Here is a 23,499-nt window from a genome sequence, read left to right as displayed (position 1 = left end):
CATGCGGATCCGGTACCCGTTGGCAGTGCTGGCTCTGACCCTGGCCGGGTGTTCATCGGCAGAGGCTCCGCCGCCGGAGTCCACCACGACCAGTACTCCGCCGCCGATGGTCACCCCGGTGGTGGGACAGGTTCTGGCCGAACCGGTTCCGGTAGCCGCCACCGATGGCCGCACTCATCTGGCGTACGAGTTGATGTTGACCAACACCTCACCGAGCAACGTCACGTTGAACTCGCTGAGCGCGGTGACGGGCGATCGCAGATTGCTCACCCTGCCCGGTGACAGCCTCAAGTACTGGACCAGGGCGGTGGGCAACTCCGCGGTCGGCACCAACGTGCTCAGCCCCGGCCAGAGCGCCTACGTGTGGCTCGACGTGGTCGCCGACAACCCGTCGGAGGTGCCCACCGAGCTCAGCCACGAGATCGAGATCGCCGTGGCCCGGCCGATGCCCCCGCTCGTCGGGCCGACCTTGACCCAGCCGGTGGCGCCGGTGGCGGTGCAGACCCGCAAGCCGGTGTCGATCTCCCCGCCGCTGAGCGGGGACAACTGGGTGAACGCCAACGGGTGCTGTGATATGACGCCACATCGGATGGCCCTCAACCCGATCAACGGAAAAGTTTGGGCCGCAGAACGTTTCGCGATCGATTATGTGCAGCTCGGCGCCGACGGACGACTGTCCACCGGCGACCGGGCCAAGGTGGACAGCTACCCCTACTTCGGCGCCGAGATCCACGCGGTGGCCGACGGCCCGGTGGTGGCGGTGCTCGACGGTTTACCCGAGCAGGTGCCCGGGGTCACGCCGAAAGGGCTCACCTTGGCGCAGTACGGCGGAAACCACATCGTGCAGGACATCGGTGACGGCAACTACGCCTTCTACGCACACCTGCAGCCGAACAGCCTCAAGGTCAAGCCCGGCGACACCCTCAGCAGCGGTCAGGTGATCGGCGCCCTGGGCAATTCCGGCAACTCGGACGCGCCGCACCTGCACTTCCATGTGATGGACGGTCCGGATCCGTTGGCGTCCAATGGCTTACCATTTACCTTCACATCGTTCCGGCTGGATTCCCGGCTGACGTCGCTGAGCGCGGCCGACGCGCTTTTCGACGGCAAACCGGCCGCACGGCAACCGGGCTTCGCCGTGCGCGACCAGTCGGATGTCAGCCCACTGGTAGGAGACGTGATGACCTATGCGACGGGCTAGCCTGCCGGCGCTGCTGACCGACCTGATCTGCGTGGTGGTGTTCTGCACCATCGGACGACGCAGCCATGCCGAGGGCCTGACCGTGGCCGGGATCGCCGAGACCGCCTGGCCGTTTCTGACCGGAACCGTGGTGGGCTGGTTGCTCTCCCGCGGTTGGCAAAAGCCGACGTCGCTGGCGCCCACCGGGCTCATCGTGTGGATCAGCACGGTGGTGGTCGGGATGGTGTTGCGCAAACTGACCTCGGCCGGGGTGGCCGTCAGCTTCATCGTGGTCGCCTCCCTGACCACGGCGGTGCTGTTGCTCGGTTGGCGCGCAGTGGTGAGTGGGTTGCGGCGTCGTCAATCGGCCTGAGCCGGACCATCGGGCGGGGACGTCGACAGGGTCAGCGTCGCGCGTAACCCACCGAGCGGCCCGTCCGACAACCTGATCTCGCCGCCGTGCAGCTGGGCCTGCTGTGCGACCAGGGCCAGTCCGAGCCCGGAGCCACCCGCCATCGCGGTGCTGCCCCGACGGAATCGGCCCAGTACGGTCTGATGTTCCTCGGCCGGCAGGCCGCGGCCGTCGTCGTCCACGATGATGACGAGCATGCCGTCGCTGCGGTGCGCGGTCAGCACCACCCGGGTGGCCTCGCCGTGGACGATCGCGTTGCGCACCAGGTTGTCCACCGCGATACGCAGGCCACCGGGCCAGCCCAGCACCAGGCCCACGTCGTCCTCGACGTGCACGTCGAACCGCACCGTCCCGCCCACCCGGGTGTTCTCCCGGACCACCCGGTCGAGCAGATCGGTGATGTCGATCAGTTCGCGGTCCTCGGCCTGGGCCAATTGTCCGGATGCGAGTTGGCCCAGTGCGGTGATGATGGCCTCCACCCGGCGCTGCGCTCGGGACAGGTCGGCGACCACCTCGTCGCGCTCGGATTCGGGCAGGTTGTGGATTCGCAGGGTGTCCAGGTCGGCACGCATCGCGGTGAGCGGCGTACGTAGTTCATGTGCGGCATTGGCGGCGAAATCCTGGGCCGCCTGAAGGGAATTGGTGGTGGCGCGCTGCGCGGCGGCCAGCCGGGTGAGCATGCCCGCCATCGCCTCGGACAGATCCTCGGCCTCGCGCACGCCGCGGACCCGCGGCATCGTCTCGGTGCCGCTGTCCAGTTTGGAGGTGTGCTCGGTGAGTTTGCGCAGCGGCCGGATGGCCGGTCCGGCCAGCAGCCAACCCAGCATGCCCGCCACCAGCACGGTGACCACCCCGATGCCGGTGTACAGCGGAATTCGGTTGGGGCTCAACAAGATACTGTCGGCGCGGATACCGATGGACATCAACACCCCGCCCTGCTGCTCCAGCGGCACGGTGCGTACCCGGTAGTCGACCCCGTTGACCTCGACGGTCTCGGTACCCGGCGGCAGCGACGGAAGTTGGAAGCCCCGCTGGAACACCACCTGCCCGGTGGAACGCGAACGCCCCGTCGTCAACACTCCGCGCCGCGGATCGGCCAGGTTCTGCGGGCTGATGCTGGCGTCGACGATCGAGTCGAGCCGACGGTCGAGTTGCGCGGAGTCGTTGTTCGCCAGCACCACCGAGGTCAGCATGGTGAACACCGCCACCACCGCCGCGGCCGCCAGCGCCGAGGCCACCGCGACTCTGGTGCGCAACGATGCCGACCGGATCAAGCTGAAAAGCCGCACCTGACCCCGGTTCTCACGGATTCGATCACGCGGCCCTCACGCATCTTCCCGCAACACGTACCCGATCCCGCGGACGGTGTGGATCACCCGGGGCACGTCGGGACGCTCGAGCTTGCGCCGCAGATATGAGATGAACACGTCGGCCACGTTGGTGTCGACGTCAAAGTCGTAACCCCACACCAGTTCCAGCAGCCGCTGCCGGGACAGCACCACCCCGGCGTTCTCGGCCAGCACGGCCAGCAGATCGAATTCGCGCTTGGTCAGATCCACCCGATCGCCGTTGACGAACACCAACCGGCGGGCGGTATCGATCGTCAGTGCACCCACGGTCATGGTGTCCGACGGACGTTCGCCCAGACTGGCCCGGCGCAGCAGGGCATTGAGCCGGGCCACCAGCTCGCCCAGATCGAACGGTTTCGTCAGGTAATCGTCGGCGCCGGCTTCCAAACCCGCGATGCGGTCGTTGACGGTGTCGCGCGCCGACAGCACACAGATCGGGATCTCGTTGCCCAGGGCGCGGAGCGCCGTGACCACGGCCACGCCGTCGAGCTCGGGCATCTGCACGTCGAGCACGAGCGCGTCGTGCGACTCGTTCGACAGCAGACGCAGTGCCTCCTTGCCCGACGCCGCGACCCGGACGTCGAACCCCGAATGCCGCAAACCGCGGGCAACCGAAGTACGTACATCCGGGTCGTCGTCGACCATCAACACCGTGCGGTTGACGCTCTCGCTCACCGCTTCTTCGCCGCCGGCGGGGGTTGTCTCCACCCGCACGCGGTTACGGGATCGACGGAGCCGGAGCTGCGCCGCAGCGATTCTTGAGATCCACCAGCGGCTGGCGGATACCGGTCAGCTCGGCCTTGGTCTGAGGGTTGGCCTCCAGGTAGTCGTGCACCTTGGTCTTGACCTCCTCGCGCGGGAGACCTTCCAGGCTGGTGAAGAAGTAGTTCACATCGGGATGGGTGAACAGGTAGGCCGAAGTGGATGCGGACACCCCGGCAGCCACGCCGGCCAGATCGGCAGCGCTGCAGTTGGGAGGGTTGTTCGCCGGGTCGTCGGCCAGGGCCGACGGAATCGCGCCGAACAGCATCGCACCGGCTACCGCGCCGGCACCGGCCACGCCAGCTACCACACGCCGCGCATTACGGGCCGAGAGCAACATGGTCAAGCTCCTTCATCGGATGGGAAGGCCGTAACCCCAAACGGTTAACGGCTGGGGAAAAGCTAATCAGAATCCGTCACCAGTTTCCTGCCTTGCGCCCATCCTGTCGCGTCACACCGCGAAACTGCAGTTCAGCGAGTGGCCGCGGCGGCGGGGCCGGGAAGCGGCCCCGAGCCCGACGTGACCGCCGATGCCGGCGAAGACTGCACCGGCACCGCCGCGGCCGGCACCCCGACGTTCTGCGCCGAGGGCACCCCGGCGGGCAAACCGGTGGCCGCGCCGCCCTGCTGGGTGGCCTGCACCAAACCCATCAGTTGCGGCAGGCTGATCGGCAGTTTGCACCGGCTCCCGAGGTTGGCCAGCGGTTGCTGTAGCTGCTGCATGTCCTTGGCGGCCTGGGGGTTGGCGTCGAAGTAGGTCTTCAGAGCTGCCAGCGACTGGGCACCGCCCTGCTGTTGGCTGATGGTGGTCAACGCCTGGTTCGTCTGCGGATGCTTGTCCAGATAGTTGCCGATGTTGGTGGCCACGCTGCCCGCGGTGCGGGCGACCTCACTGGCCGCACAGGGATCGGTGGCCGCAGTGGCGGACGGCACCAGCAGCGCGGCCACCATGGCACCGCCTCCTCCGGTCACCGCGAGGGCGACGGCCAGACTGCGGCGCAAGCCACCGTTGGTCGGTTTCATGGAGACTCCTTAAGCGTTGGCCCCGGCGCACACGTCAGCCAGGGTCGTCCTCAGCTATGTCGCCGGACGGCGCGCGTACGTTAGCCGCGCACAGGTAACGCTACGGATATCTCAGTGCGATTTCAGAACGCGAAGAGGGCGGGCCACATTACCCCGGTGGGGGTACGCTCACGCTGACGCTGGCCAGGACACGCCCGACCAGGCCTAACCGAGAAAGCGGGGACCTCGAATCCAGCAGTTCATGATGCGCTTGAGCAGCAGTCTGCGCAGATTCCGCTGGGCGGTTTTCGCGACGTGGTTGCTGCTCCTGGTGCCCTCGATCTACCTCGCGATCAACCAGTCGTCGAACCTCACCGGCGGCGGTTTCGACGTCGAGGGTTCGCAGTCGCTCCACGTCCAGCGGCAACTCGAGGAACATTTCCCCGACCAGGGCGCCTCGCCGCTTGCCCTGATCGCCTCCCCCCGGGCCGACGCCTCGTTCGAGGACATGAACGCCGCAGTGAAGTGGCTGGAGAAGGTCGCCGGCGAGGTACCCAGCGTCAAGATCGTGCCGAACCCGCAGCAGCCCGCGCCGCAGCCGGACCGGCCCTACGTCGTCACGCTGCAGTTGGACTTCAACAACACCGGCGCGGTGGATGTCGCCAAGCAACTGCGCCAGAAGGTCGGGATCCACGGCGAGGAGCCGGGCGAGAGCGAGGACGGCAAGGTCAAGTTCTACGTCATCGGGCAGGGCGCGCTCGGTGCGGCGGCCACCCAGGCCACCAAACACGACATCGCCGCGGCCGAGAAGTGGAACCTGCCGATCGTGCTGATCGTGCTGCTGGCGGTGTTCGGCTCGCTGGCCGCCGCGGCGCTGCCGCTGGTGCTCGGCGTCTGCACGGTCGTGGTGACCATGGGGCTGGTCTATCTGTTGTCGATGTACACGCAGATGAGCGTGTTCGTCACCTCGACGGTGTCGATGTTCGGCATCGCCCTGGCCATCGACTACTCGCTGTTCATCCTGATGCGGTACCGCGAGGAGCTGCGCGCCGGCCGTGACCCGGCCGATGCCGTCGACGCGGCGATGGCCACGTCCGGTCTGGCGGTGGCCCTGTCGGGGCTCACCGTGATCGCCTCGGTCACCGGCATCTACCTCATCAACACCCCGGTGCTGGTGTCGATGGCCACCGGCGCGATCCTGGCCGTCGCGGTCGCAGTGTTGACGTCGACCACGCTGACCCCGGCGGTGCTGGCCACCTTCGGCAAGGCCGCGGCGAAACGCTCGTCGTACCTGCACTGGTCGCGGCGCGCCGAGGCCAGCCAGTCACGGTTCTGGACCAGGTGGACGGGCGCGGTGATGCGTCGCCCGTGGGCCTCGGCCCTCGGCGCGACGACGCTGCTGCTGATCCTGGCCGCGCCGGCGTTCGGCATGGTGCTGGGTAACAGCATGCAGCGCCAGTTCGAGCCCACCCACGAGATCCGCGGCGGCGTGAATGCCGCCGCCGAGGCCCTGGGGCCGGGCGCGCTGGGCCCGGTGCGAGTGCTCGTGACGTTCCCGGAGGGGACCGCTTCGGATGCTGCAGGCAGCGCCACGCTCGACGCGGTACGCCAGGAGATGACGAAGGCGCCGCATGTGGTGTCGGTGCAGCCGCCGTCGTTCTCCGACAACAACACCGCCGCGCTGTTGTCGGCGGTGTTGTCGGTGGACCCGGAGGATCTGGCGGCCCGCGACGCCATCGACTGGATGCGCGAGAAGCTGCCCGCGGCTGCCGGGCCCGACGCGCGGATCGACGTGGGCGGTCCGACCGCGCTGATCAAGGACTTCGACGACCGGGTCTCGGCGACCCAGCCGCTGGTGTTCGTGTTCGTGGCGTTGATCGCGTTCGTCATGCTGCTGGTGTCGATCCGCTCGGTGGTGCTGGCCCTCAAGGGTGTGCTGATGACCGTGCTGTCGGTGGCCGCGGCCTACGGCAGCCTGGTGGTGGTCTTCCAGTGGGGTTGGTTCGAGGGGCTCGGATTCCAGAAGCTCAGCTCACTCGACAGCACGATCCCGCCGTTGGTCCTGGCGATGACCTTCGGTCTGTCGATGGACTACGAGATCTTTCTGCTCACCCGGATTCGGGAGCGGTTCCTGCAGACCAACAACACCCGCGATGCGGTTGCCTACGGGGTCAGCACCAGCGCGCGGACCATCACTAGCGCCGCGCTGATCATGATCGCGGTGTTCATCGGCTTCGCATTTGCCGGCATGCCGTTGGTGGCGCAACTCGGGGTGGCCTGCGCGGTGGCGATCGCCGTCGACGCGACCGTGGTGCGACTGGTCCTGGTGCCCGCCCTGATGGCGATGTTCGACGAGTGGAACTGGTGGCTGCCGCACTGGCTGGACCGGTTGTTGCCCGAGGTGGATTTCGAGAAGCCGTTGCCCAAGGTCGAGGTCACCGATCTGGTGATCATCCCCGACGACATCTCGGCGCTGGGACCGAGCGGAGCCGATCTGCGCATGATGGTGCGGACTGCCGCGAAGATGAAACACCTTGCGCCACAGACCATCACCGTCACCGACCCGCTGGCGTTCAGTGGGTGCAGCAAACCCTCCTCCCGGTTGGCAGCCCGCCGCCCCGGCGGCCCGAAGCGGTGCCCCGGGGTGCATCCGGTGACCATGTGGCGGGGCCGGCTTTCGGTAGCCGTGGATGCTCTGCAGACCGAGGCCGACGCCGACCGCGCACCCGTGGAACGGCTCAGCCCGGTGGAGACCACCAACGTCCAGCTGCCGACCGGTGACCGGCTGCAGATCCCGACCGGCGCCGAAACCCTGCGGCTGAAGAGCTATCTCATCATGTGCCGCAACAGCACCAAAGACTTCGAAGAGTTTGCTGATCTTGTCGAGTCGGTAGAAACCGAGACCGCAGCTCTGGTGTTGTCGGGCATGGACCGGTATTACTGTGGGCAGAACCCGAAGAGCAGATGGGTGGCCACCCAGCTGGTGCGCCGGCTGGCCGACCCCCAACCATCGGACGAACACGACTTCGTGCTGTCGGATCCGGATGCGGCTGCCGAGTGGGAGAAAGTCAGGCAGCGCTGCCTGTCGGTTGCGGTAGCGATGTTGGAGGAGGCGAAGTGACGTTGGCCCCCGATGTCCGGGAACAGCGGGATGCGCGGATCAACCGTCGCGACGAGGTTCAGCCGGGTCAGTCATCCGTGCGGCGTCCTGCGGGTCAGCGCGGTCAGGGGCCTCAAGCCCAACGCACGTCCACCCCGCGCACGTCCACCCCTCGCACGTCCACGCCGCGCCCGTCGGCGCAGCGAAACTCCGCACCACGTACTTCGGCACAACGCCCCCAGAATCAGCCCGCCCAGGTACAACGGAGTCAGGAGCAACGCACGCCGGGTCAGAGCACTCCGGCGTCGAGCGCTCCCGCACAGAGCACGAACAGACAACGCACACAGGGGCAGGGAACGCAGACGCCACGCACACAGGTACAGCGCTCGCAGCAGCAGCCGTCCCCGTCGCGACAGCCGCGGCAGGGCCAGGCCACGCCGCCGCAGCGTCAACCCGCATTCGACGACCGGCCGGTCGAGTACTGGCCGACCGCGGCGATCCGCGCCGCGCTGGAGACCGACGACATGGCGGTCTGGCAGCGCATCGTCGCCGCGATCAAGCGGGATCCGTACGGCCGGACGGCACGTCAGGTTGAAGAGGTGCTCCAGACCGCCCGCCCGTACGGGGTGTCCAAGGCGCTGTCGGAGGTGCTGGTGCGCACCCGTGAGCACCTCGAGGCGACCGAACGGGCCGAGGTGGCGCGTCAGATCCAGGCCATGCTGCGTCGCTCCGAACTGCAGGCACCCGAATTCGCCTCGCGCGCCGGGTTGTCCAACGAGTCCTTCGCCGACTATCTGGAGGGCACCGTCAGCCCACCGGCGTCGCTGCTGTTGCGCATGCAGCGGCTCTCCGACCGGTTCGCCAAGCTGGCCGCCCAGCGTTCCGCGAAGTAGCTTTCCGGCGCACTCAGCGGGAGTGCAGCGGGGTCACGTTGTCGACGAGCCAACGGCCGTCGACCTTGCTCAAGGCGACCCGCAACGCCAGTACCGCGTTGTCGGTGGGTTTGCCCGGCGCGCTCTGAGTGCCACGCATGACCACGGCCACGCTGGCCACCTGTGGGCCAAGCGCCTCCACCCCGGCCGAGATGGTGGCGGCCGTGGCCGACACGTTCTTGCTGGTCAATTCCTTTGCCACCGTGGAGAATTCGTTCTTGAACTGCCCGGCCCGGTCCGGTGACATCATGGCGGTGGCCCGGTCGATCGACGCCGTCGGGCTCTGCGGGCTGAAGGTGGCGGTGGCCTCCGAGACACTGCTGGCGATGCGCACCACCTCGTCCCGGTCGTTGTTGAAGGTGCGGTCGGGCACGGTCCAGCGCAGGTAACCGACCGTCACCGCGGCCACCAGCGCGGCGGCGGCCACTCCGGCCACCGCGAACCGCAGGCCCGGGGCGTCGTCGTCGGTGCCGAGCGTCACCCCGTCGCGACGCGCCAGCACGATGTTGACGATGACGCCCTGCACGATCAGCAGGCACAGCACCGAGCACAACGACACCCACCACAGCGGCCAGCCCAGCGCCACACCGAGATACACCAGGGCCACGATGGCGGCCACCGGGGCGGCGACGTCGAAGGCCAGCACCCGCAACCGGTTCCTCATCGGATCGGCTCCAGCCGGGAGACCATCAGGGTGCCGTCGACGTCGGAGATGTCGAGTCGCAGGTTCCAGCGCACCGTCTGAGGTTTGTCGGTGCCGGCGTTCTCGCTCACCGACGTGGCCACCACCAGGACGGTGTCGGTGCGCGACACCATGCCGGCCAATCCGGTTTCGGGTGGCGCAGCCGGACGGCCGTCGGGTCCCGGCGGTGCGTGGTACAGCGATTCGATGGCCACGGAGTCGATCTGGCCGGTGGTGCGGGCCTGCAGACGCTGAACCAGGTCACGGTAGGGCTGCACGGCGGCGTCGAAGTCGGCGTTGAGCTGGCCGACGGTGCCCTCCCGCAGCTTCTGCATACCGGCCTCGACCGTGTCTTTGTTGATGTTGATCAAGACGTTCGTCCAGTCGACGGCGGTGCGCAGCACCCTGGTCTGGTACGCGCGTTCGCCGGTCTCGCTGCGATGCCCGGACCACACCATCACGCCGAGGACCACCGCGACGACGGCAATCAGACCGGCGACCGCCGAGGCGAAGCCGAAACCGGTGATGACACCGCCGGAGTCAGGCCGGTCCTTGCTGTCCTTGCTGTCCTTGCTGTCCGCCTCGGGCATGGCCGTGAGGGTACCGGCCGCAAAACCGGCCCAGCGCACCCGCGGCCTTCTGGAAGAATGTCGGGGTGACGGTAGAAGCCATCAAGTCGGGTATCGACCTGAGCCATGTCGACCCGCAAGCCCGCCCGCAAGACGATCTGTTCGGCCACGTCAACGGCCGCTGGTTGACCGACTACGACATTCCCGCCGACCGCGCCACCGACGGCGCGTTCCGGCTGCTGCACGACCGTGCCGAGGAGCAGATCCGCGACATCATCACCGAGGCCGCCGCCTCGGGTGCCGAGCCGGGCACCGACGAGCAGCGCATCGGTGATCTGTACGCCAGCTTCATGGACGAGCAGACCATCGCCACGCGCGGCCTGGCCCCGCTGCTCGAGGAGCTGGCCCAGATCGACGCCGCGACCGACAGCGATGCGCTGGCCGCGGTGCTGGGCGGTCTGGAGCGCACCGGAGTGTCGGGAGGGGCCGGGGTCTACGTCGACACCGATTCCAAGGACTCGACCCGCTACCTGCTGCACATGAGCCAGGGCGGTCTCGGGCTGCCCGACGAGTCCTACTACCGCGACGAGCAGCACGCCGAGATCCTGGCCGCCTATCCGGGACACATCGCCAGGATGTTCTCACTTGTCTACGGCGACACAGCCGACCAGAACGAGGTCGCGGCGCGCATCGTCGCACTGGAGTCCAAGCTCGCCGCCGCGCACTGGGACGTGGTCAAGCGCCGCGACGCGGACCTGACCTACAACCTGCGCCGGTTCGCCGACCTGGCCGCCGACGCCCCCGGATTCGACTGGACCGGCTGGGTGAACGCCCTGGGCACCAGCCCGGAGAAGGTCGCCGAGCTGGTGCTGCGCCAGCCCGATTGCGTGACGGCGTTCGCCGCGCTGTGGTCGAGCGAGGATCTGCAGGATTGGAAGGCCTGGGCCCGCTGGCGTGTCATCCACTCGCGGGCCGGGCTGTTGACCGACGATCTGGTGGCCGAGAACTTCGACTTCTACGGCCGCACCCTGAGCGGCACCGAGCAGAACCGTGACCGGTGGAAGCGCGGGGTGTCGCTGGTCGAGGGCCTGATGGGCGATTCCCTGGGCAAGCTGTACGTGCAGCGGCATTTCCCGCCGGAGGCCAAGGCCCGGATGGACGAACTGGTGGCCAACCTGCGCGAGGCCTACCGCGTCAGCATCAACGAGCTGGACTGGATGACGCCGGAGACCCGGGCCAAGGCCCTCGTGAAGCTGGACAAGTTCACCCCCAAGATCGGTTACCCGGCCCGCTGGAAGGACTATTCGGCGCTCGAGGTTGCCCGCGACGACCTGTACGGCAACTACCGCCGCGGTCACGTGGTGAACTCCGATCGGGAACTGGCCAAGCTGGGCGGCCCGGTGGACCGCGACGAATGGTTCATGACGCCGCAGACGGTCAACGCCTACTACAACCCCGGGATGAACGAAATCGTCTTCCCGGCAGCCATTTTGCAGCCGCCGTTCTTCGACGCCCAGGCCGACGACGCGGCCAACTACGGCGGGATCGGCGCGGTGATCGGCCACGAGATCGGCCACGGCTTCGACGACCAGGGCGCCAAGTACGACGGTGACGGCAACCTGGTGGACTGGTGGACCGATGCCGATCGTGCTGAATTCGGCGTTCGCACAAAGGCTTTGATCGACCAGTACGAGACCTTCACCCCGCGCGGGCTGGACGCCTCCCATCACGTGAACGGCGCGTTCACGGTCGGTGAGAACATCGGCGATCTGGGTGGGCTGTCCATCGCCCTGCTGGCCTATCAGCTGTCGCTGAAGGGCCAGGAAGCCCCGGTGATCGACGGGCTCACCGGAGTGCAGCGCGTCTATTTCGGCTGGGCGCAGGTGTGGCGCACCAAATCCCGTGACGCCGAGGCGATCCGGCGGCTGGCGGTCGATCCGCACTCCCCGCCGGAGTTCCGCTGCAACGGCGTCATCCGCAATATCGACTCGTTCTACGAGGCGTTCGACGTGACCGACTCCGACGAGCTGTATCTGGAACCGGCCGAGCGCGTGCGCATCTGGAACTGACCGCACATACGACAAAACCCCTGCCCATTGGCAGGGGTTTTGTCTATCGGCGTTCTGCTAGAACATCTGCCAGTCAGAGGCGCCATCTGGCGTGTTGTACCAACCGCCACCGGTGTTCTTGATCACCACCGGGTCGCCGCTGCCGAAGTTGTCGTAGAACCACTGGGCGTTGGCCGGGCTGAGGTTGATGCAGCCATGGCTGACGTTGCGGCGGCCCTGGTCACCGGTGGACCACGGCGCACTGTGGACGAACACACCGCTGTTGTCGATGCGGACGGCATCCTGCACCTTGAGCTTGTAGCCCTCGGCGGAATCGACCGGCACGCCGTAGGTGGACGAGTCCATGATGATGTCCGGGAACTTCTCCAGCACGTAGTACGTGCCGTTCTTGGTCTCGTGCTTGCCGTCGGGCTTGCCCATCGACACCGGGAACGTCTTCTCCAGCTTCCCGTTGCGCATGACTTCCATCTGCTTGGACTTGTCGTCGATCGTGGCCACCAGGTAGTCGCCCACCCGGAAGCTCGACTTGGTGCCGGCCGCGTCGATGTTCACCACGGTGTTGGCCGGCCAGAAGTCCTGCGGACGCCACCGCAGCTGGGTGTCGGTGACCCAGTAGAAGCGACCCGGCACGGGCGGGTTCGAGCTGATCCGGATGGCGTCCTGGGCCATCTGCCGGTCGGCGATCGGCCGCTGGAAGTTGATGTAGATGGGCTTGGCCACGCCGACCATCGACCCGTTGACCGGGTTGAACGACGGCGGCAGGAACGGCGGCTCACCCTCGAAGGGGACGGTGCTCTGGCCGGCCGGGGTGCCTTCGATCGGGACCGCCGGGGCGCCGTAGTTGTTGATCACCGACGGGCCGGTGGACGTGCTCGACGGGGCCATCGGGTCGGCCGGCAGCGGGGGGATGTACGCGCCCGGCGGGGGACCCGGAACAGCGGGGTCGACGGGTGCCGGCGGCACCTCAGGGTCCGCGTAGGCGGATGGGCTGAGCACCAACCCGCCGACCAGCCCAGCGGCCAGGAAAGCGGTGATCAGTCGACGTTTTGCCGGTTTCGGCATGAGTAACCTCCAGACAGCACAACTCGTCCCAGTGTCTCACAGCGCAATGACCAGCTACTGCCGCGAGAAGGCGTCGTTCTCCGGCAGCTACCGAGCCCACGGCGCTGAACTGCGAGTTTCATCGCTCCCGGATGATCTTGTGTTACTTCTCGCTGGTGGCGTAGGAAACCACGAACACGCCCCGAGACAACGCGACACCGCACATCGCGACGAGGATCAGCACCGCGGCGGCCCCGACGGTCGCGGTAGCACCGCCGTGGTCGTAGATACCGCCGCCGATCAGCGCACCGCCCATGATGCCCACCTGGAAGGCCGCGACGTACCGGCCGGAGGCGCCGTCGGGATCGCGCGGCGACGTGCGCATCGCCGAGGCCTGCAGCATCGGTGGCAACGCGGTGGATGCGGCGCCCCAGACGATCATCGCGACCGCGCCCAGGCTCGCCGCGGCGGCCCCGTACACATGGCCCATCCCCAACGCCGACAGCGTCACGAGCGCGGCGGCCAATGCGGCCAGGCAGCCGAGTACCGACGCCTTGGGCCACAGGTCCAGAGGGCGCGCCATGGCCGCCATGGCGACCAGACCGGCAATGCCGAAACCGGCCAGCAGCCAGGCCAGATGCGGGCCGTGGATGCCGACCACGTCGCGGATGATCACCACGATGAAGGTGTAGGCGATGAAGTGTCCGGTGACGCCGATCAGGGTCAATGCCGACAGGAGGAGCAGACGGCGATTGCGCACGTGGCGGTGCGGGCTGCCGGGCGTTGCGGCGGCGGTCAGCGGAGGCAACGGCGGCAACAGTGCCCAGGCGGCCAGGGCCACCGCAGCGGCGGCGACGGCGATCACCGTGACCCCCGGCCGCCAACCCCACATCTCGCTGAGCGCCGCGCTGAGCGGGGTGCCCACCACCAGCGCCAGGCCGGTGCCGACATACACGGCCGCGGTGGCCCGGCCGGCGTGGCTGGCCGGAACCAATCGGGCGCCGATCGGCGCGATCACCGACCACATCAAACCGTGGGCCAGGGCGCACAGCACGCGGCCACCGGCCAGCACCGCGAAATTCGGCGCGAGCGCCGAGATCACCTGCGACAGCGTCAAGCACACCAGGGTTGCCACCAGCGTCCGGCGCCGCGGCCACCGCGCGGTCAGCCGGACCAGACCCACCGTCGTGAGCGCGGCAACCAGCGCATAGCCGGCCATCAGGGTGGCCACCAGACCCTCGCTGACGTCCAGGTCGCCGGCGATCGCCGGCAACGCACCGACGGGGAAGATCTCGGCGGTGACATAGACGAACGCCGCGGCCGCCAGCGCCCCGAGTTGCAGGGCAACGCGCGGTGTCCACGGACTGGTGTGGGCGGCGAGCGATTCGCCGGTGACGCTGGAGGTCATGCTGGAATCCCACGGTAACGCCAAGCGAGGCCCAGTCGGTCCGTCGGCGCGCCTTCCGTGGCCGCGTTCGTAACCTGAGGCCGGGATTTCCGCCCCGGCGACCGCCACCACGTTACGAACGCGGGCGCACAATCGATGTCGTGATCGTCGCCTTCAGCATCAGCCCGTCCGGTGGGGATGAGTCCGGGAGTGTCAGCGCCGCGGTGGCCGAAGCCGTGCGGGTGGTGCGCGCTTCCGGGCTGCCCAATGAGACCAATGCCATGTTCACCAACATCGAAGGTGACTGGGACGAGGTGATGGCCGTGGTGAAACAGGCCGTCGACGTCGTAGCCGCGGTATCGCCGCGCGTCAGCCTGGTGCTCAAGGCCGACATCCGCCCCGGCTATACCGGGCAGCTCACCGCCAAGGTCGAGCGGATCGAGCAGGCGCTGGGCGACTAGGAGCGAACCAGGCGGGCGATGGCGGCCGAGGCCTCGGCCAGCTTGGCCTCGGCCTGATCGCCGCCTTCGGAGACGGCCTGCGTCACGCAATGGCCCAGGTGCTCGTCGAGCAGGCCGAGCGCGACGGACTGCAGCGCACTGTTGACGGCGCTGATCTGGGTGAGGACGTCGATGCAGTACTTGTCCTCGTCGATCATCTTGGCGATCCCCCGGACCTGGCCCTCGATCCGGCGCAGCCGTTTGGCGTAGTTCTCCTTCTGCGCCGAGTAGCCGTGTGCACCCGAGTTGTCAGCCGCGTCCATGGCTCAAAGTATACGGGTACCCCACCGGGGTATGTAAGATCGACGCGATGTCGCAGCCTCCCTGGCCCGCTGGTTGTGGGTCTGGCTCGCGGTGTCGATCGTGTGCACGGTGACCGGGTTCTTCCTGGGCCTCGACCTCACCACCAAGTCCACGGAATGGACCGGCTGACCTGCGTCGTAGGGCTCTGGAAAGAATTTGGGCGGCTAACTAACCGAGGGGCATAATCACCAGCATGTCTCCTGCCGACCAGCCCGATATCAAGCCCCGCAGCCGCGACGTCACCGACGGCCTGGAGAAGGCCGCAGCCCGCGGGATGCTCCGCGCGGTAGGTATGGGCGACGACGACTGGGTCAAGCCGCAGATCGGCGTCGGGTCGTCATGGAACGAGATCACGCCCTGCAACATGTCGCTGCAGCGCCTGGCCCAGGACGTCAAGGCCGGGGTCCACGAGGCCGGCGGCTACCCACTGGAGTTCGGCACCATCTCGGTGTCCGACGGCATCTCGATGGGCCACGAGGGCATGCACTTCTCCCTGGTCTCGCGTGAGGTGATCGCCGACAGCGTCGAGACCGTGGTGCAGGCCGAGCGCCTCGACGGCACCGTGCTGCTGGCCGGTTGCGACAAGTCGATCCCCGGCATGCTGATGGCCGCGGCCCGCCTCGATCTGGCCAGCGTCTTCTTCTACAACGGCTCGATCATGCCGGGCATCGCCAAGCTGACCGACGGCACCGAGAAGGAAGTCACGATCATCGACGCCTTCGAGGCGGTCGGCGCGTGCGTGCGTGGCCTGATGTCGCGCGAGGACGTGGACATCATCGAGCGGGCCATCTGCCCCGGTGAAGGGGCCTGCGGTGGCATGTACACCGCCAACACCATGGCCAGCGCGGCCGAGGCCCTGGGCCTGTCCCTGCCGGGCAGCGCCTCGCCGGTGGCGATCGACAAGCGCCGCGGCGAGTACGCCCGCAAGTCGGGTGAAGCGGTGGTCGAGTTGCTGCGCCGCGGCATCACCGCCCGCGACATCCTCACCAAGGAAGCCTTCGAGAACGCCATCGCGGTGGTGATGGCGTTCGGCGGGTCCACCAACGCGGTGCTGCACCTGCTGGCGATTGCCCGCGAAGCCGAGGTCGAGCTCACCCTGGCCGATTTCACCCGGGTCGGCAACAAGGTGCCGCACCTGGCCGACGTGAAGCCGTTCGGCCGGCACGTCATGAAGGACGTCGACGAGATCGGCGGTGTGCCCGTGGTGATGCGTGCGCTGCTGGATGCCGGTCTGCTGCACGGGGATTGCCTGACGGTCACCGGCAAGACCATGGCCGAGAACCTCGCCCACATCGCCCCGCCGGACCCGGACGGCAAGGTGCTGCGCGCGATGAACAACCCGATCCACCCGACCGGCGGCATCACGATCCTGCACGGTTCACTGGCCCCCGAGGGTGCCGTGGTGAAGTCCGCTGGTTTCGATTCCGACGTGTTCGAAGGCACCGCAAGGGTTTTCGAGCGGGAGCGGGCCGCGCTGGACGCGTTGGAGGACGGCACCATCACGCACGGCGACGTCGTGGTGATCCGCTACGAGGGCCCCAAGGGCGGTCCGGGCATGCGCGAGATGCTGGCCATCACCGGCGCCATCAAGGGCGCCGGGCTGGGCAAGGACGTGCTGCTGATGACCGACGGCCGGTTCTCCGGCGGGACGACGGGCCTGTGCGTGGGGCACATCGCCCCCGAGGCCGTCGACGGCGGGCCCATCGCGTTCGTCAAGGACGGTGACCGGATCCGGCTCGACGTGGCCAACGGCACGCTGGACGTGTTGGTGGACGAGGCCGAGTTCGAGGCCCGCAAGGCCGGTTTCGAGCCGCTGCCGCCGCGCTACAAGACCGGCGTGCTGGCCAAGTACACCAAGCTGGTGCAGTCGGCCGCGGTCGGCGCCGTCTGCAACTAGCGCCTTCGGCGCCGCGGTCACTCCCGAATCGGGCCACGCCGGATGATGGCGGCCAGCTCCTCACGTGAGCTGGCGCCCACCCGCTGACAGGCCCGGTACAGGTGTCCCTCGACGCTGCGTACCGACATCACCAGCCGTTCGGCGATCTGTTTGTTGCTCAACCCGGCGACCACGAGTTCGACGATCTCGCGCTGGCGCCCCGTCAGCGGTTGGCCCGCAGGGTTGCGCAACGCCGGGGTGCACAGTCCGCCGCATTCGTCGGCGCTCTCCTTGGCGACCGCGGCCGCATAGGCGCTGCGCTTGGCCTGGCCGTGCCGGCCGAAGGCGACGGCGGCCTGTGCGGTGGCATCGGCGGCCGTCGCGCGGTCACCGAGCGCCCGGTAACCCTCTGCGGCAGCCAATAATCCGGCCCCGTCATCGGCAGCTAACGCCTCGATATGCCGGGCCACCGTCTCGGCCAGGGGCAACTTCAGCGTCTCGGCGAGCTCGCGCGCCCGCGCTGCCCCGGAGCTGTCCCCCCACTGGGCGGCGGCCTGCAGGCACGCCAGTTCATGTGTCGGCTGAGCACACCGTGCGGCATTGTCGCCTGCATCGCGCACGACGGCGATCGCCTCGGTGAGCGCCCCACCGGCGGCCAAGGTCCAGCCGGTGGCCACCGACATCGCGGTGTGCATGAACACGTAGTCGTCGGGCACCCGCCGACCGGCCCGGGCCAACGCCTCCTTCGCCTCGGTGGCCTGACCGAGTTTGGCATGCGCCTCGGCCAGCGAGAAGCAGCTGGCCACCCGTAAACCCGTTGTCACGTCATGTGTTTCGGCACCGGCGTAGGCCTCGTGCAGGTGCTTGACGGCGGTACCCAGATCGGCGCGGACCAGTTCGGCATGACCGAGCAGGTAGGCAAGGTTGGCATACACCAGGCCCGGGACCTCACGTGCCGACTCGTCCAACCGGGCCGCCATCGCCACGCATTCGTCGATCCGGCCTGTCAGCCGGCAGGCGCGGCCGTGGACCGCGCCGAACCAGAACCGCATCGGGGAGGATTCAGACGAGGTGAGGGCCCGGTCGATCGCCTGCTGCGCGACATCGTCGATCTCGTCGACGTGTCCCAGCGCACCGAGTGCCATCGTCAGAGCGATCGAGGCCATCATGGCGTGCAGGTCCGGTAGCCCATCGTATTCCAGTGCGGCCCTGGCCTTTTCCTCGGCGCTGACGCAGTGGCCCAGCACGGCATCGACGCAGGCCTGCATGGCCCGGCGTTCCATCTGCTGTTGATCGGTTTCGGTTGGGCCGGCGATCTTTTCCAGAATGGCGGCGGCGTCGCGTGGACGGCCGAGCATCCAGGCCAGGTTGGCCGCCCGCACCGTGGCCCAGTGATGGCTATCGGGCTTGCCGTCGGCGGAGATGTCACGCAGGACCGTCTCGGCCTCCTCACCGCGGCTCAGCAGGATCAGCGTCATGGCGCGCATCGGCGCGGCCGCGGGCGCGCCGCATTCGGCTGCGGCAGCGGCGAATCGGTCTGCGGCATCGGGATCGAGCAGCACCGCGGCGCACCGCGCCGCCGTCAGGTACAGATCCGGATCCGGCGGGAGGTCGGAGTGCAGCGCCAGCAGCGCGCGTCGCACGGTCTCGCGCATGTCCCCGTCGGGCGTGCGAGCCAGCCGTTGCGCGAGTCTGCCGCGGATGCGCGACAAGTGCATCTCACCGGCGGTGGCCCGGCGCAGTTCGCCGTAGAGCGGATGGGCCAGCGTGGCCATCAGCTCGCGCCCGGCCCGCTCGACGGTGACCAGATGCATCTGCTCGGCGGCCTCCAGGTCCGCGTGCTCGACGAGATCGTCGAGAACCTCGACGCTCAGCGGCTCGCACTGTGAGAGCGTGTCGAGCACGAGCGCCATACCAGGGTTCAGTTCGCCGAGCCGCCGGCCGACCATGTCGGTGATGCTCTGGGAGACAGCCACATCGCCGTTCCACATCCACACCCCCGCGGATGGGTGCATCTGCCCGGCCGCAACCTGATCTTTGACCAGTTGCAGCAGATAGAGCGCATTGCCACCGGTGAGCTTCCAGAACCGTCGGGCACTTCGGCTGTCCACCGGGCCACCGACCGCCGATTCGATCAACGTGGTGGCCGCGGTGATCGACAGCGGTTCTAGGTCGATCCGATCGAGCAGGCTGTCCTTCCACAACGCGGTCACCGCGTCGGGTTCCGGGCCGCCGGATCGTGCGGTGACGACCAGACGTACGCCCCGAGTCTGGGCGAGTTGGTGGACGACGTGCGCGGACAGCGGGTCGAGCAGGTGTGCGTCGTCGATACCGATGACGACCTTCCCGGTGCGTTGTTGCGTGACGAAGGAATCGATCACCCGGCGCACGTCGGGCAGCGGATCGCACATGCTCTGGCTGATGGACCCGGTGAACGCCCCGAGCGGGATGGCCCGCGCGGATTCGGTGGCGACGAACCAGTTGGTGCGCAGCCCCGACGCCGCGGCATGGCTGAGGGCTTCGCGGGCCAGCCGGGTCTTGCCGACACCGGCACTGCCGACGATCAGCACACCGTGATGGGTGCCCGGCCCACCAAGGGAACGACGGATCGCCGCCAGTTCTTCTTCCCGCCCCGCCAGCTTCATCTCAGCAGTTCGTTACCCGCCATCGCCGTCCTGGAAGTCGTTTGCCCAGGATATGGTGCAGAACCCGGCACCGGACGCAAATCGGGGCAATGTCGGGCGAGCAGAACCCCGGGCACACCGAATCTCGGGCCGGCCGGGCACCGGTCGGCTCGGTCTTTATCGGATCTGTCTACCGGGTAGCGTGGCGGACTTCGGTATTGCGCACCCGCATCCCGAGGTACATCGCGTTGAAGCCCAGCAGCATCACCAGTACACCGCTGATCACATGCGACCAGATCATTCCGGCCGTCGGCCCGCTGACGAACACCCACGGCGAAATGATCAGCCACACACCGAAAATGGGCAGCGTCCACGTCATGCCGTGCGCGCGGTCCAGCGCGAAGCTGAAACTCATCGACAGCAGCGCGATCGCCCCGCCCACGATCAGATCGTTCACGGTCAGCCTGCCGAAGGCGTCATAGCCGACGATCCACGGCGACAACGCGACGTACATCGCCGTCAGCAACGTCAGGCCGAAGGTGATCTGGGCGGCCATCGACTCGGCCACCCGGTCGTACCCGGCCCGCAGGGCCAGGATGTCGGGGTGCTGGTCGATCGATGAATGGACCGTACTCATCTCTTGTCCTTTCCGTTACACGGCAAGGCGTTTGGGCCTTACCGCAGCCATCCATCACCTCCCAGATTACGCCGACGCCGGCGCTGTGGCGGCCGGGTTGGGCGGCCAAGGGATCCGCCCCGGTACAGTGTCTTCAATGCGCGGGCGCAGCAACGCCGGGACGGCCGAATATGCCGGTGCCCGTGAGCAACTCGGCTGGTTCGGGATGCTCTTCGCGATGGGCCTGGTGTTCCATTTCTCCGACAGCCAGCCCCAAGCGGTGTTGCCGGTCCTGCTGGCCGCCCTGCCGGCGCTGATCTTTTTCGGATCCGTCGCCGCCACCGGGCTGGCACTGGTCGCCGGGGCGGTTGTGGCCGTGCTGAACCTGCCGGCCGCATCGAACCATCTGGTGATGAGCCTGCTGGTGGCCCTGGCCCTGGGCGGCGCCGCGGTGTGGGCCCTGGCGGACCGCAGCAGCCCGGACCGGCCCGGAAGCTTTGTCACCCGCTGGCTCCAGAGCGCGCGCAGCCCCGTCGGCCTGGTGTTGCTGGTGGTCTATCTGTTCACGGTCTTCGACAAGTTGAACACCGCCTATTTCACGCCGGCGACCTCGTGCGGAGGTGAGCTGTTCGGTCAGCTCTTCTGGCTCAACGGGGCAGACGGTGTGGTGCCCGGGCCGGTGGTGGGACAGTTCGTCGCGGTCACGACGGTGGTGATCGAGGCGGCCCTTCTGGTGTTGCTGGCGGTACCACGGTGGCGTTACCGGGGCATGCTGCTCGGGGTCGGATTCCACTCGGTACTGGCGCTGGCCTCCTTCTACGACTTCGCCACGGTGGTCTTCGCGGTGTATGTGCTGCTGGTCCCGGCGGAGGCGTTCGCCACAGAGCGGCCGGAGAAGCCACGGCGCGCGCTGCGAGTCGTCGCGCTCACCGGCTTTGCGGCGCACGTGCTGCTGAGCATGGTGTCGAGTTCGGCCGAGTCACCGGACAGCCCGCTGGGCCTGCCCTGGCACAGCCTGCTGGTGCTCACCTGGGCGGTCGCCGTCTTCCCCGTCATGTATGCGGTGTTGCAGAAGTACCGCGCCGCGCCGGCGGCCGCGGCGCGCTCCGTGGGCCGGCGCCTGCAGCCCGCCGTGCTGCTGTTGGTGCCCGTACTGGCGTTCGTCAACGGGTTGACACCGTATCTGGGGCTCAAGACCGTCGCGAACTATTCGATGTTCTCCAACCTGCGCACCGAGGACGGCGCCACCAACCACCTTCTTTCCGGGGTGAGCGCCCTCGAACTCGTCGGCTACCAACGCGACACGGTGACCGTGGTCGGACTGGAAACGCCCGATCGTCCCGGGGATCTGACGTACCTGCGACGCCAGGCCCGCTGGGTGTCGGAGGACCCGCCGGTCCGGATTCCGTGGCTGGAGTTACGCCGCAGTGTGCTGCTCTGGCGGGATGCGGGCCTCGACGGCATCGGTATCGCCTATGTGCACGACGGGGTGTCGCACGTGGTGGACGATGCGATGGCCGATCCCGTGCTCACCGCACCTCTGCCGTGGTGGCAGCGGCATCTGCTCGCCTTCCGCGCGGTGGACTCGGGGTGGGGCGCCGACGCCTGCCGTTGGTAGTCGTCAGGCCCGCAACGTGGAGGCGGCCGGCAGCAGTCGTTGCGCGCAGTCCAGCAGCACCCGGTGCAGTTCCTCGTCCGAGATGTCGTTGAGCTCGGGGTCGGTGGCACTGCCGTAGATACCCGAGGCGAGCACCGACATGCAGATCCGGCCGGTGGCGTCGGGATGGGGCCCGAGCAGGATCCCGGTGAGCCGTTCGATGGTGTCCTGGAGTTCGGCGCGACTCTGCACCAGACCGTCGATGACCGGGTCCCCGTGGAAGACGGCCGTCACCCGGCGGTGCCGCACGGCGAGATCGACCATGCCGCTGACCGCGGCTTCGCGCCGCGCATCCGGCGACGACATCGACTCGGCGATCCGGACCAACCGCATCATGTCGTCGAAGACCGGCTGGATGACCGCCAGCGCGATCTCGTCTTTCGAGTGGAACTGGTAGTAGACGGCCGCCTTGCTGACGCCGAGACGATCGGCGATCATCTGCAGCGACGTGCCGTTCACCCCGTGCTCGGCGAACAAACTGAGGGCGGCCTCGAGCACTCGTTCGCGCGCAAAGCCACGCGGCGCAACAGCCTTCGCCACAGCCGTCCCTCCGTCGCGCCGAGCGTACCCAGACGCGGGCTAAATCACAGTGTCAATAGCCGAACTAACTTGATCGCAGTTAGCCGACTGTATAAGTTTCACTTTACATCCGGCAAGGAACCTTCGGGGAGGAGTGCTGATGCCGAGCGCATGCATGGCAGATGCCGCAGATCTCCTCGACTCCTACCTTCTGGCCGCCGTCGACACGGGCATCGACCAGGTGGTGTTTCTCGCCTCCGACCTGGATCCGCGCCCTTACCAACTGCCCTGGCCGGATGGGGTCACCGTCTACGTCGTCGACGATCCGGCGATCATCGACGTCAAGACCCATGCGGTGACGGGTATCACCCCGACGGCTCCGGTGCGTAACGTGCCCGCCGCCATCAGCGGTGATTGGCCCGTCACACTGATCAGGGCCGGATTCGACGCCGAGCGGCCCACCCTCTGGAGCACCGAAGGCGTACTACCCTTCATCCCATTGCACGAGCAGTGTCGGCTCGTCGCCGACATCACCTCGCTCAGCACGCCGGGCAGCAGGCTGATCTCGGAGAGGTCGGCCAGTCCCTTCCGGGACGATTCCGGCGGGGACGCCGACGCGGAGGACCCTTGTTGGGAATCCGCCGACGCCGACATGACCACGAAGTGGCGATGGAGCTTCGCAGCCAGCCGGTACGTCACCGCGTACCTGACCTCCGAAAGGCCGACCAGGGAACATGAAGCTGCTGAAACGGTTCTGGATCCCTTTGATCATCACCGCGGTGGTCGTGGTGGGCGGCTTCACGGTGATGCGGGTGCGCACGTTCTTCGGCGCCGGCGACGGCTCGGGCATCTCCAGCGCCAAGGTCGATGACACCAAGCCGTTCGACCCCAAGGTCGTGGTCTATGAGATCTACGGCGA

The 23,499-nt window shown here is 67.9% G+C and carries 20 protein-coding genes and 2 pseudogenes; 10 read left to right on the top strand and 12 right to left on the bottom strand.

Annotation, left to right across the window (positions count from 1 at the left end; all coding sequences use genetic code 11):
- The first annotated feature begins 1 nt into the window (after position 1).
- Both A5733_RS13245 and A5733_RS13240 read left to right on the top strand, forming a co-directional pair.
- Entirely contained in the window at positions 2-1,201 is a 1,200-nt protein-coding gene (locus tag A5733_RS13245) for a M23 family metallopeptidase (protein WP_076240441.1), read from the top strand.
- Positions 1,188-1,553, top strand: a complete 366-nt coding sequence (locus A5733_RS13240; RefSeq protein ID WP_067767953.1) for a DUF3054 domain-containing protein — start codon at positions 1,188-1,190, stop codon at positions 1,551-1,553. Before A5733_RS13245 ends, A5733_RS13240 begins: the two co-directional genes overlap by 14 nt.
- On the opposite strand, the gene A5733_RS13235 is transcribed toward A5733_RS13240, so the two are convergent.
- From A5733_RS13235 to A5733_RS13220, 4 genes are all read right to left on the bottom strand, one after another.
- Entirely contained in the window at positions 1,541-2,785 is a 1,245-nt protein-coding gene (locus tag A5733_RS13235) for a sensor histidine kinase (RefSeq protein ID WP_369806674.1), read from the bottom strand. The two genes, A5733_RS13240 and A5733_RS13235, sit on opposite strands and share 13 nt — an antisense overlap.
- Positions 2,786-2,917: 132 nt before the next feature.
- The gene (locus A5733_RS13230; protein ID WP_197508229.1) at positions 2,918-3,586 is read right to left on the bottom strand and encodes a response regulator transcription factor; all 669 of its coding nucleotides are present in this window, start codon (positions 3,584-3,586) and stop codon (positions 2,918-2,920) included.
- A gap of 73 nt (positions 3,587-3,659) precedes the next feature.
- The gene (locus A5733_RS13225) at positions 3,660-4,043 is read right to left on the bottom strand and encodes a heme-binding protein (protein ID WP_067767943.1); all 384 of its coding nucleotides are present in this window, start codon (positions 4,041-4,043) and stop codon (positions 3,660-3,662) included.
- Between the two features lie 131 nt (positions 4,044-4,174).
- The gene (locus A5733_RS13220; protein WP_067767941.1) at positions 4,175-4,726 is read right to left on the bottom strand and encodes a hemophore; all 552 of its coding nucleotides are present in this window, start codon (positions 4,724-4,726) and stop codon (positions 4,175-4,177) included.
- Between the two features lie 241 nt (positions 4,727-4,967).
- Here A5733_RS13220 and A5733_RS13215 point away from each other — a divergent pair, with 241 nt between their 5' ends.
- On the top strand, positions 4,968-7,826 hold the full coding sequence (locus A5733_RS13215) for an MMPL family transporter (protein WP_067767938.1): 2,859 nt from the start codon (positions 4,968-4,970) through the stop codon (positions 7,824-7,826).
- 416 nt (positions 7,827-8,242) lie between these two features.
- Positions 8,243-8,698, top strand: a pseudogene (locus tag A5733_RS13210) (XRE family transcriptional regulator); the annotation flags it as partial.
- A 13-nt stretch (positions 8,699-8,711) separates the two neighbouring features.
- On the opposite strand, the gene A5733_RS13205 reads toward A5733_RS13210, so the two are convergent.
- Both A5733_RS13205 and A5733_RS13200 read right to left on the bottom strand, forming a co-directional pair.
- Positions 8,712-9,401, bottom strand: a complete 690-nt coding sequence (locus tag A5733_RS13205; protein WP_076240438.1) for a hypothetical protein — start codon at positions 9,399-9,401, stop codon at positions 8,712-8,714.
- On the bottom strand, positions 9,398-10,009 hold the full coding sequence (locus A5733_RS13200) for a hypothetical protein (protein WP_076240450.1): 612 nt from the start codon (positions 10,007-10,009) through the stop codon (positions 9,398-9,400). The genes A5733_RS13205 and A5733_RS13200 overlap by 4 nt, the downstream gene beginning before the upstream one ends.
- A gap of 65 nt (positions 10,010-10,074) precedes the next feature.
- On the opposite strand from A5733_RS13200, the gene A5733_RS13195 reads away from it, so the two are divergent.
- Entirely contained in the window at positions 10,075-12,057 is a 1,983-nt protein-coding gene (locus A5733_RS13195; RefSeq protein ID WP_076240437.1) for a M13 family metallopeptidase, read from the top strand.
- A 57-nt stretch (positions 12,058-12,114) separates the two neighbouring features.
- Here A5733_RS13195 and A5733_RS13190 read toward each other — a convergent pair whose 3' ends face one another.
- Positions 12,115-13,119, bottom strand: a complete 1,005-nt coding sequence (locus A5733_RS13190; protein WP_076240436.1) for a L,D-transpeptidase family protein — start codon at positions 13,117-13,119, stop codon at positions 12,115-12,117.
- A 142-nt stretch (positions 13,120-13,261) separates the two neighbouring features.
- Positions 13,262-14,506, bottom strand: coding sequence for an MFS transporter (locus A5733_RS13185; RefSeq protein WP_076240435.1), 1,245 nt, complete (start codon positions 14,504-14,506; stop codon positions 13,262-13,264).
- Between the two features lie 140 nt (positions 14,507-14,646).
- On the opposite strand from A5733_RS13185, the gene A5733_RS13180 reads away from it, so the two are divergent.
- Positions 14,647-14,946: an MTH1187 family thiamine-binding protein gene (locus tag A5733_RS13180; protein ID WP_076240434.1), complete on the top strand. Its 300-nt coding sequence runs from the start codon at positions 14,647-14,649 to the stop codon at positions 14,944-14,946.
- On the opposite strand, the gene A5733_RS13175 is transcribed toward A5733_RS13180, so the two are convergent.
- The gene (locus tag A5733_RS13175; protein WP_044514570.1) at positions 14,943-15,248 is read right to left on the bottom strand and encodes a metal-sensitive transcriptional regulator; all 306 of its coding nucleotides are present in this window, start codon (positions 15,246-15,248) and stop codon (positions 14,943-14,945) included. The two genes, A5733_RS13180 and A5733_RS13175, sit on opposite strands and share 4 nt — an antisense overlap.
- Before the next feature lie 233 nt (positions 15,249-15,481).
- Between A5733_RS13175 and ilvD the strand changes: the two genes are divergently transcribed.
- Positions 15,482-17,185 carry a dihydroxy-acid dehydratase gene (gene ilvD / locus A5733_RS13170; RefSeq protein ID WP_067770836.1) on the top strand — a complete coding sequence of 568 codons (1,704 nt, stop codon included), beginning with the start codon at positions 15,482-15,484 and terminating at the stop codon, positions 17,183-17,185.
- A gap of 17 nt (positions 17,186-17,202) precedes the next feature.
- On the opposite strand, the gene A5733_RS13165 is transcribed toward ilvD, so the two are convergent.
- Both A5733_RS13165 and A5733_RS13160 read right to left on the bottom strand, forming a co-directional pair.
- A complete protein-coding gene (locus A5733_RS13165) occupies positions 17,203-19,809 on the bottom strand; it encodes a LuxR C-terminal-related transcriptional regulator (protein ID WP_076240433.1) in 2,607 nt (868 codons plus the stop codon).
- Between the two features lie 169 nt (positions 19,810-19,978).
- Positions 19,979-20,425, bottom strand: coding sequence for an SPW repeat protein (locus A5733_RS13160; RefSeq protein ID WP_067770840.1), 447 nt, complete (start codon positions 20,423-20,425; stop codon positions 19,979-19,981).
- A gap of 136 nt (positions 20,426-20,561) precedes the next feature.
- Here A5733_RS13160 and A5733_RS13155 point away from each other — a divergent pair, with 136 nt between their 5' ends.
- Positions 20,562-22,022 carry a hypothetical protein gene (locus tag A5733_RS13155; protein WP_076240432.1) on the top strand — a complete coding sequence of 487 codons (1,461 nt, stop codon included), beginning with the start codon at positions 20,562-20,564 and terminating at the stop codon, positions 22,020-22,022.
- A gap of 3 nt (positions 22,023-22,025) precedes the next feature.
- On the opposite strand, the gene A5733_RS13150 is transcribed toward A5733_RS13155, so the two are convergent.
- Positions 22,026-22,601 (bottom strand): TetR/AcrR family transcriptional regulator, encoded by a 576-nt coding sequence (locus A5733_RS13150; RefSeq protein WP_076240431.1) that lies wholly within the window; start codon positions 22,599-22,601, stop codon positions 22,026-22,028.
- 139 nt (positions 22,602-22,740) lie between these two features.
- Here A5733_RS13150 and A5733_RS28230 point away from each other — a divergent pair.
- Together A5733_RS28230 and A5733_RS13140 are read left to right on the top strand one after the other, a co-directional pair.
- Positions 22,741-23,199 (top strand): annotated as a pseudogene (locus tag A5733_RS28230) (SAM-dependent methyltransferase); the annotation flags it as partial.
- Between the two features lie 115 nt (positions 23,200-23,314).
- A partial coding sequence (locus A5733_RS13140; RefSeq protein WP_233152679.1) for an MmpS family transport accessory protein occupies positions 23,315-23,499 on the top strand: 185 nt, incomplete at its 3' end.

The sequence above is a fragment of the Mycobacterium sp. NS-7484 genome, from assembly GCF_001953975.1.
Lineage (GTDB): Bacteria > Actinomycetota > Actinomycetes > Mycobacteriales > Mycobacteriaceae > Mycobacterium.
Note: the sequence above shows the minus strand (reverse complement) of the source record. Positions and strands in the feature narration are given on the sequence as shown.

Bases quoted from the DNA above. Each gene is read 5' to 3' on its own strand.
- A5733_RS13245 (WP_076240441.1), top strand. From the start codon at position 2: ATGCGGATCCGGTACCCGTTGGCAGTGCTGGCTCTGACCCTGGCCGGG.
- A5733_RS13240 (WP_067767953.1), top strand. From the start codon at position 1,188: ATGCGACGGGCTAGCCTGCCGGCGCTGCTGACCGACCTGATCTGCGTG.
- A5733_RS13235 (WP_369806674.1), bottom strand. From the start codon at position 2,785: ATGCTGACCTCGGTGGTGCTGGCGAACAACGACTCCGCGCAACTCGAC.
- A5733_RS13230 (WP_197508229.1), bottom strand. From the start codon at position 3,586: ATGGTCGACGACGACCCGGATGTACGTACTTCGGTTGCCCGCGGTTTG.
- A5733_RS13225 (WP_067767943.1), bottom strand. From the start codon at position 4,043: ATGTTGCTCTCGGCCCGTAATGCGCGGCGTGTGGTAGCTGGCGTGGCC.
- A5733_RS13220 (WP_067767941.1), bottom strand. From the start codon at position 4,726: ATGAAACCGACCAACGGTGGCTTGCGCCGCAGTCTGGCCGTCGCCCTC.
- A5733_RS13215 (WP_067767938.1), top strand. From the start codon at position 4,968: ATGATGCGCTTGAGCAGCAGTCTGCGCAGATTCCGCTGGGCGGTTTTC.
- A5733_RS13205 (WP_076240438.1), bottom strand. From the start codon at position 9,401: ATGAGGAACCGGTTGCGGGTGCTGGCCTTCGACGTCGCCGCCCCGGTG.
- A5733_RS13200 (WP_076240450.1), bottom strand. From the start codon at position 10,009: ATGCCCGAGGCGGACAGCAAGGACAGCAAGGACAGCAAGGACCGGCCT.
- A5733_RS13190 (WP_076240436.1), bottom strand. From the start codon at position 13,119: ATGCCGAAACCGGCAAAACGTCGACTGATCACCGCTTTCCTGGCCGCT.
- A5733_RS13185 (WP_076240435.1), bottom strand. From the start codon at position 14,506: ATGACCTCCAGCGTCACCGGCGAATCGCTCGCCGCCCACACCAGTCCG.
- A5733_RS13175 (WP_044514570.1), bottom strand. From the start codon at position 15,248: ATGGACGCGGCTGACAACTCGGGTGCACACGGCTACTCGGCGCAGAAG.
- ilvD (WP_067770836.1), top strand. From the start codon at position 15,482: ATGTCTCCTGCCGACCAGCCCGATATCAAGCCCCGCAGCCGCGACGTC.
- A5733_RS13165 (WP_076240433.1), bottom strand. From the start codon at position 19,809: ATGAAGCTGGCGGGGCGGGAAGAAGAACTGGCGGCGATCCGTCGTTCC.
- A5733_RS13160 (WP_067770840.1), bottom strand. From the start codon at position 20,425: ATGAGTACGGTCCATTCATCGATCGACCAGCACCCCGACATCCTGGCC.
- A5733_RS13155 (WP_076240432.1), top strand. From the start codon at position 20,562: ATGCGCGGGCGCAGCAACGCCGGGACGGCCGAATATGCCGGTGCCCGT.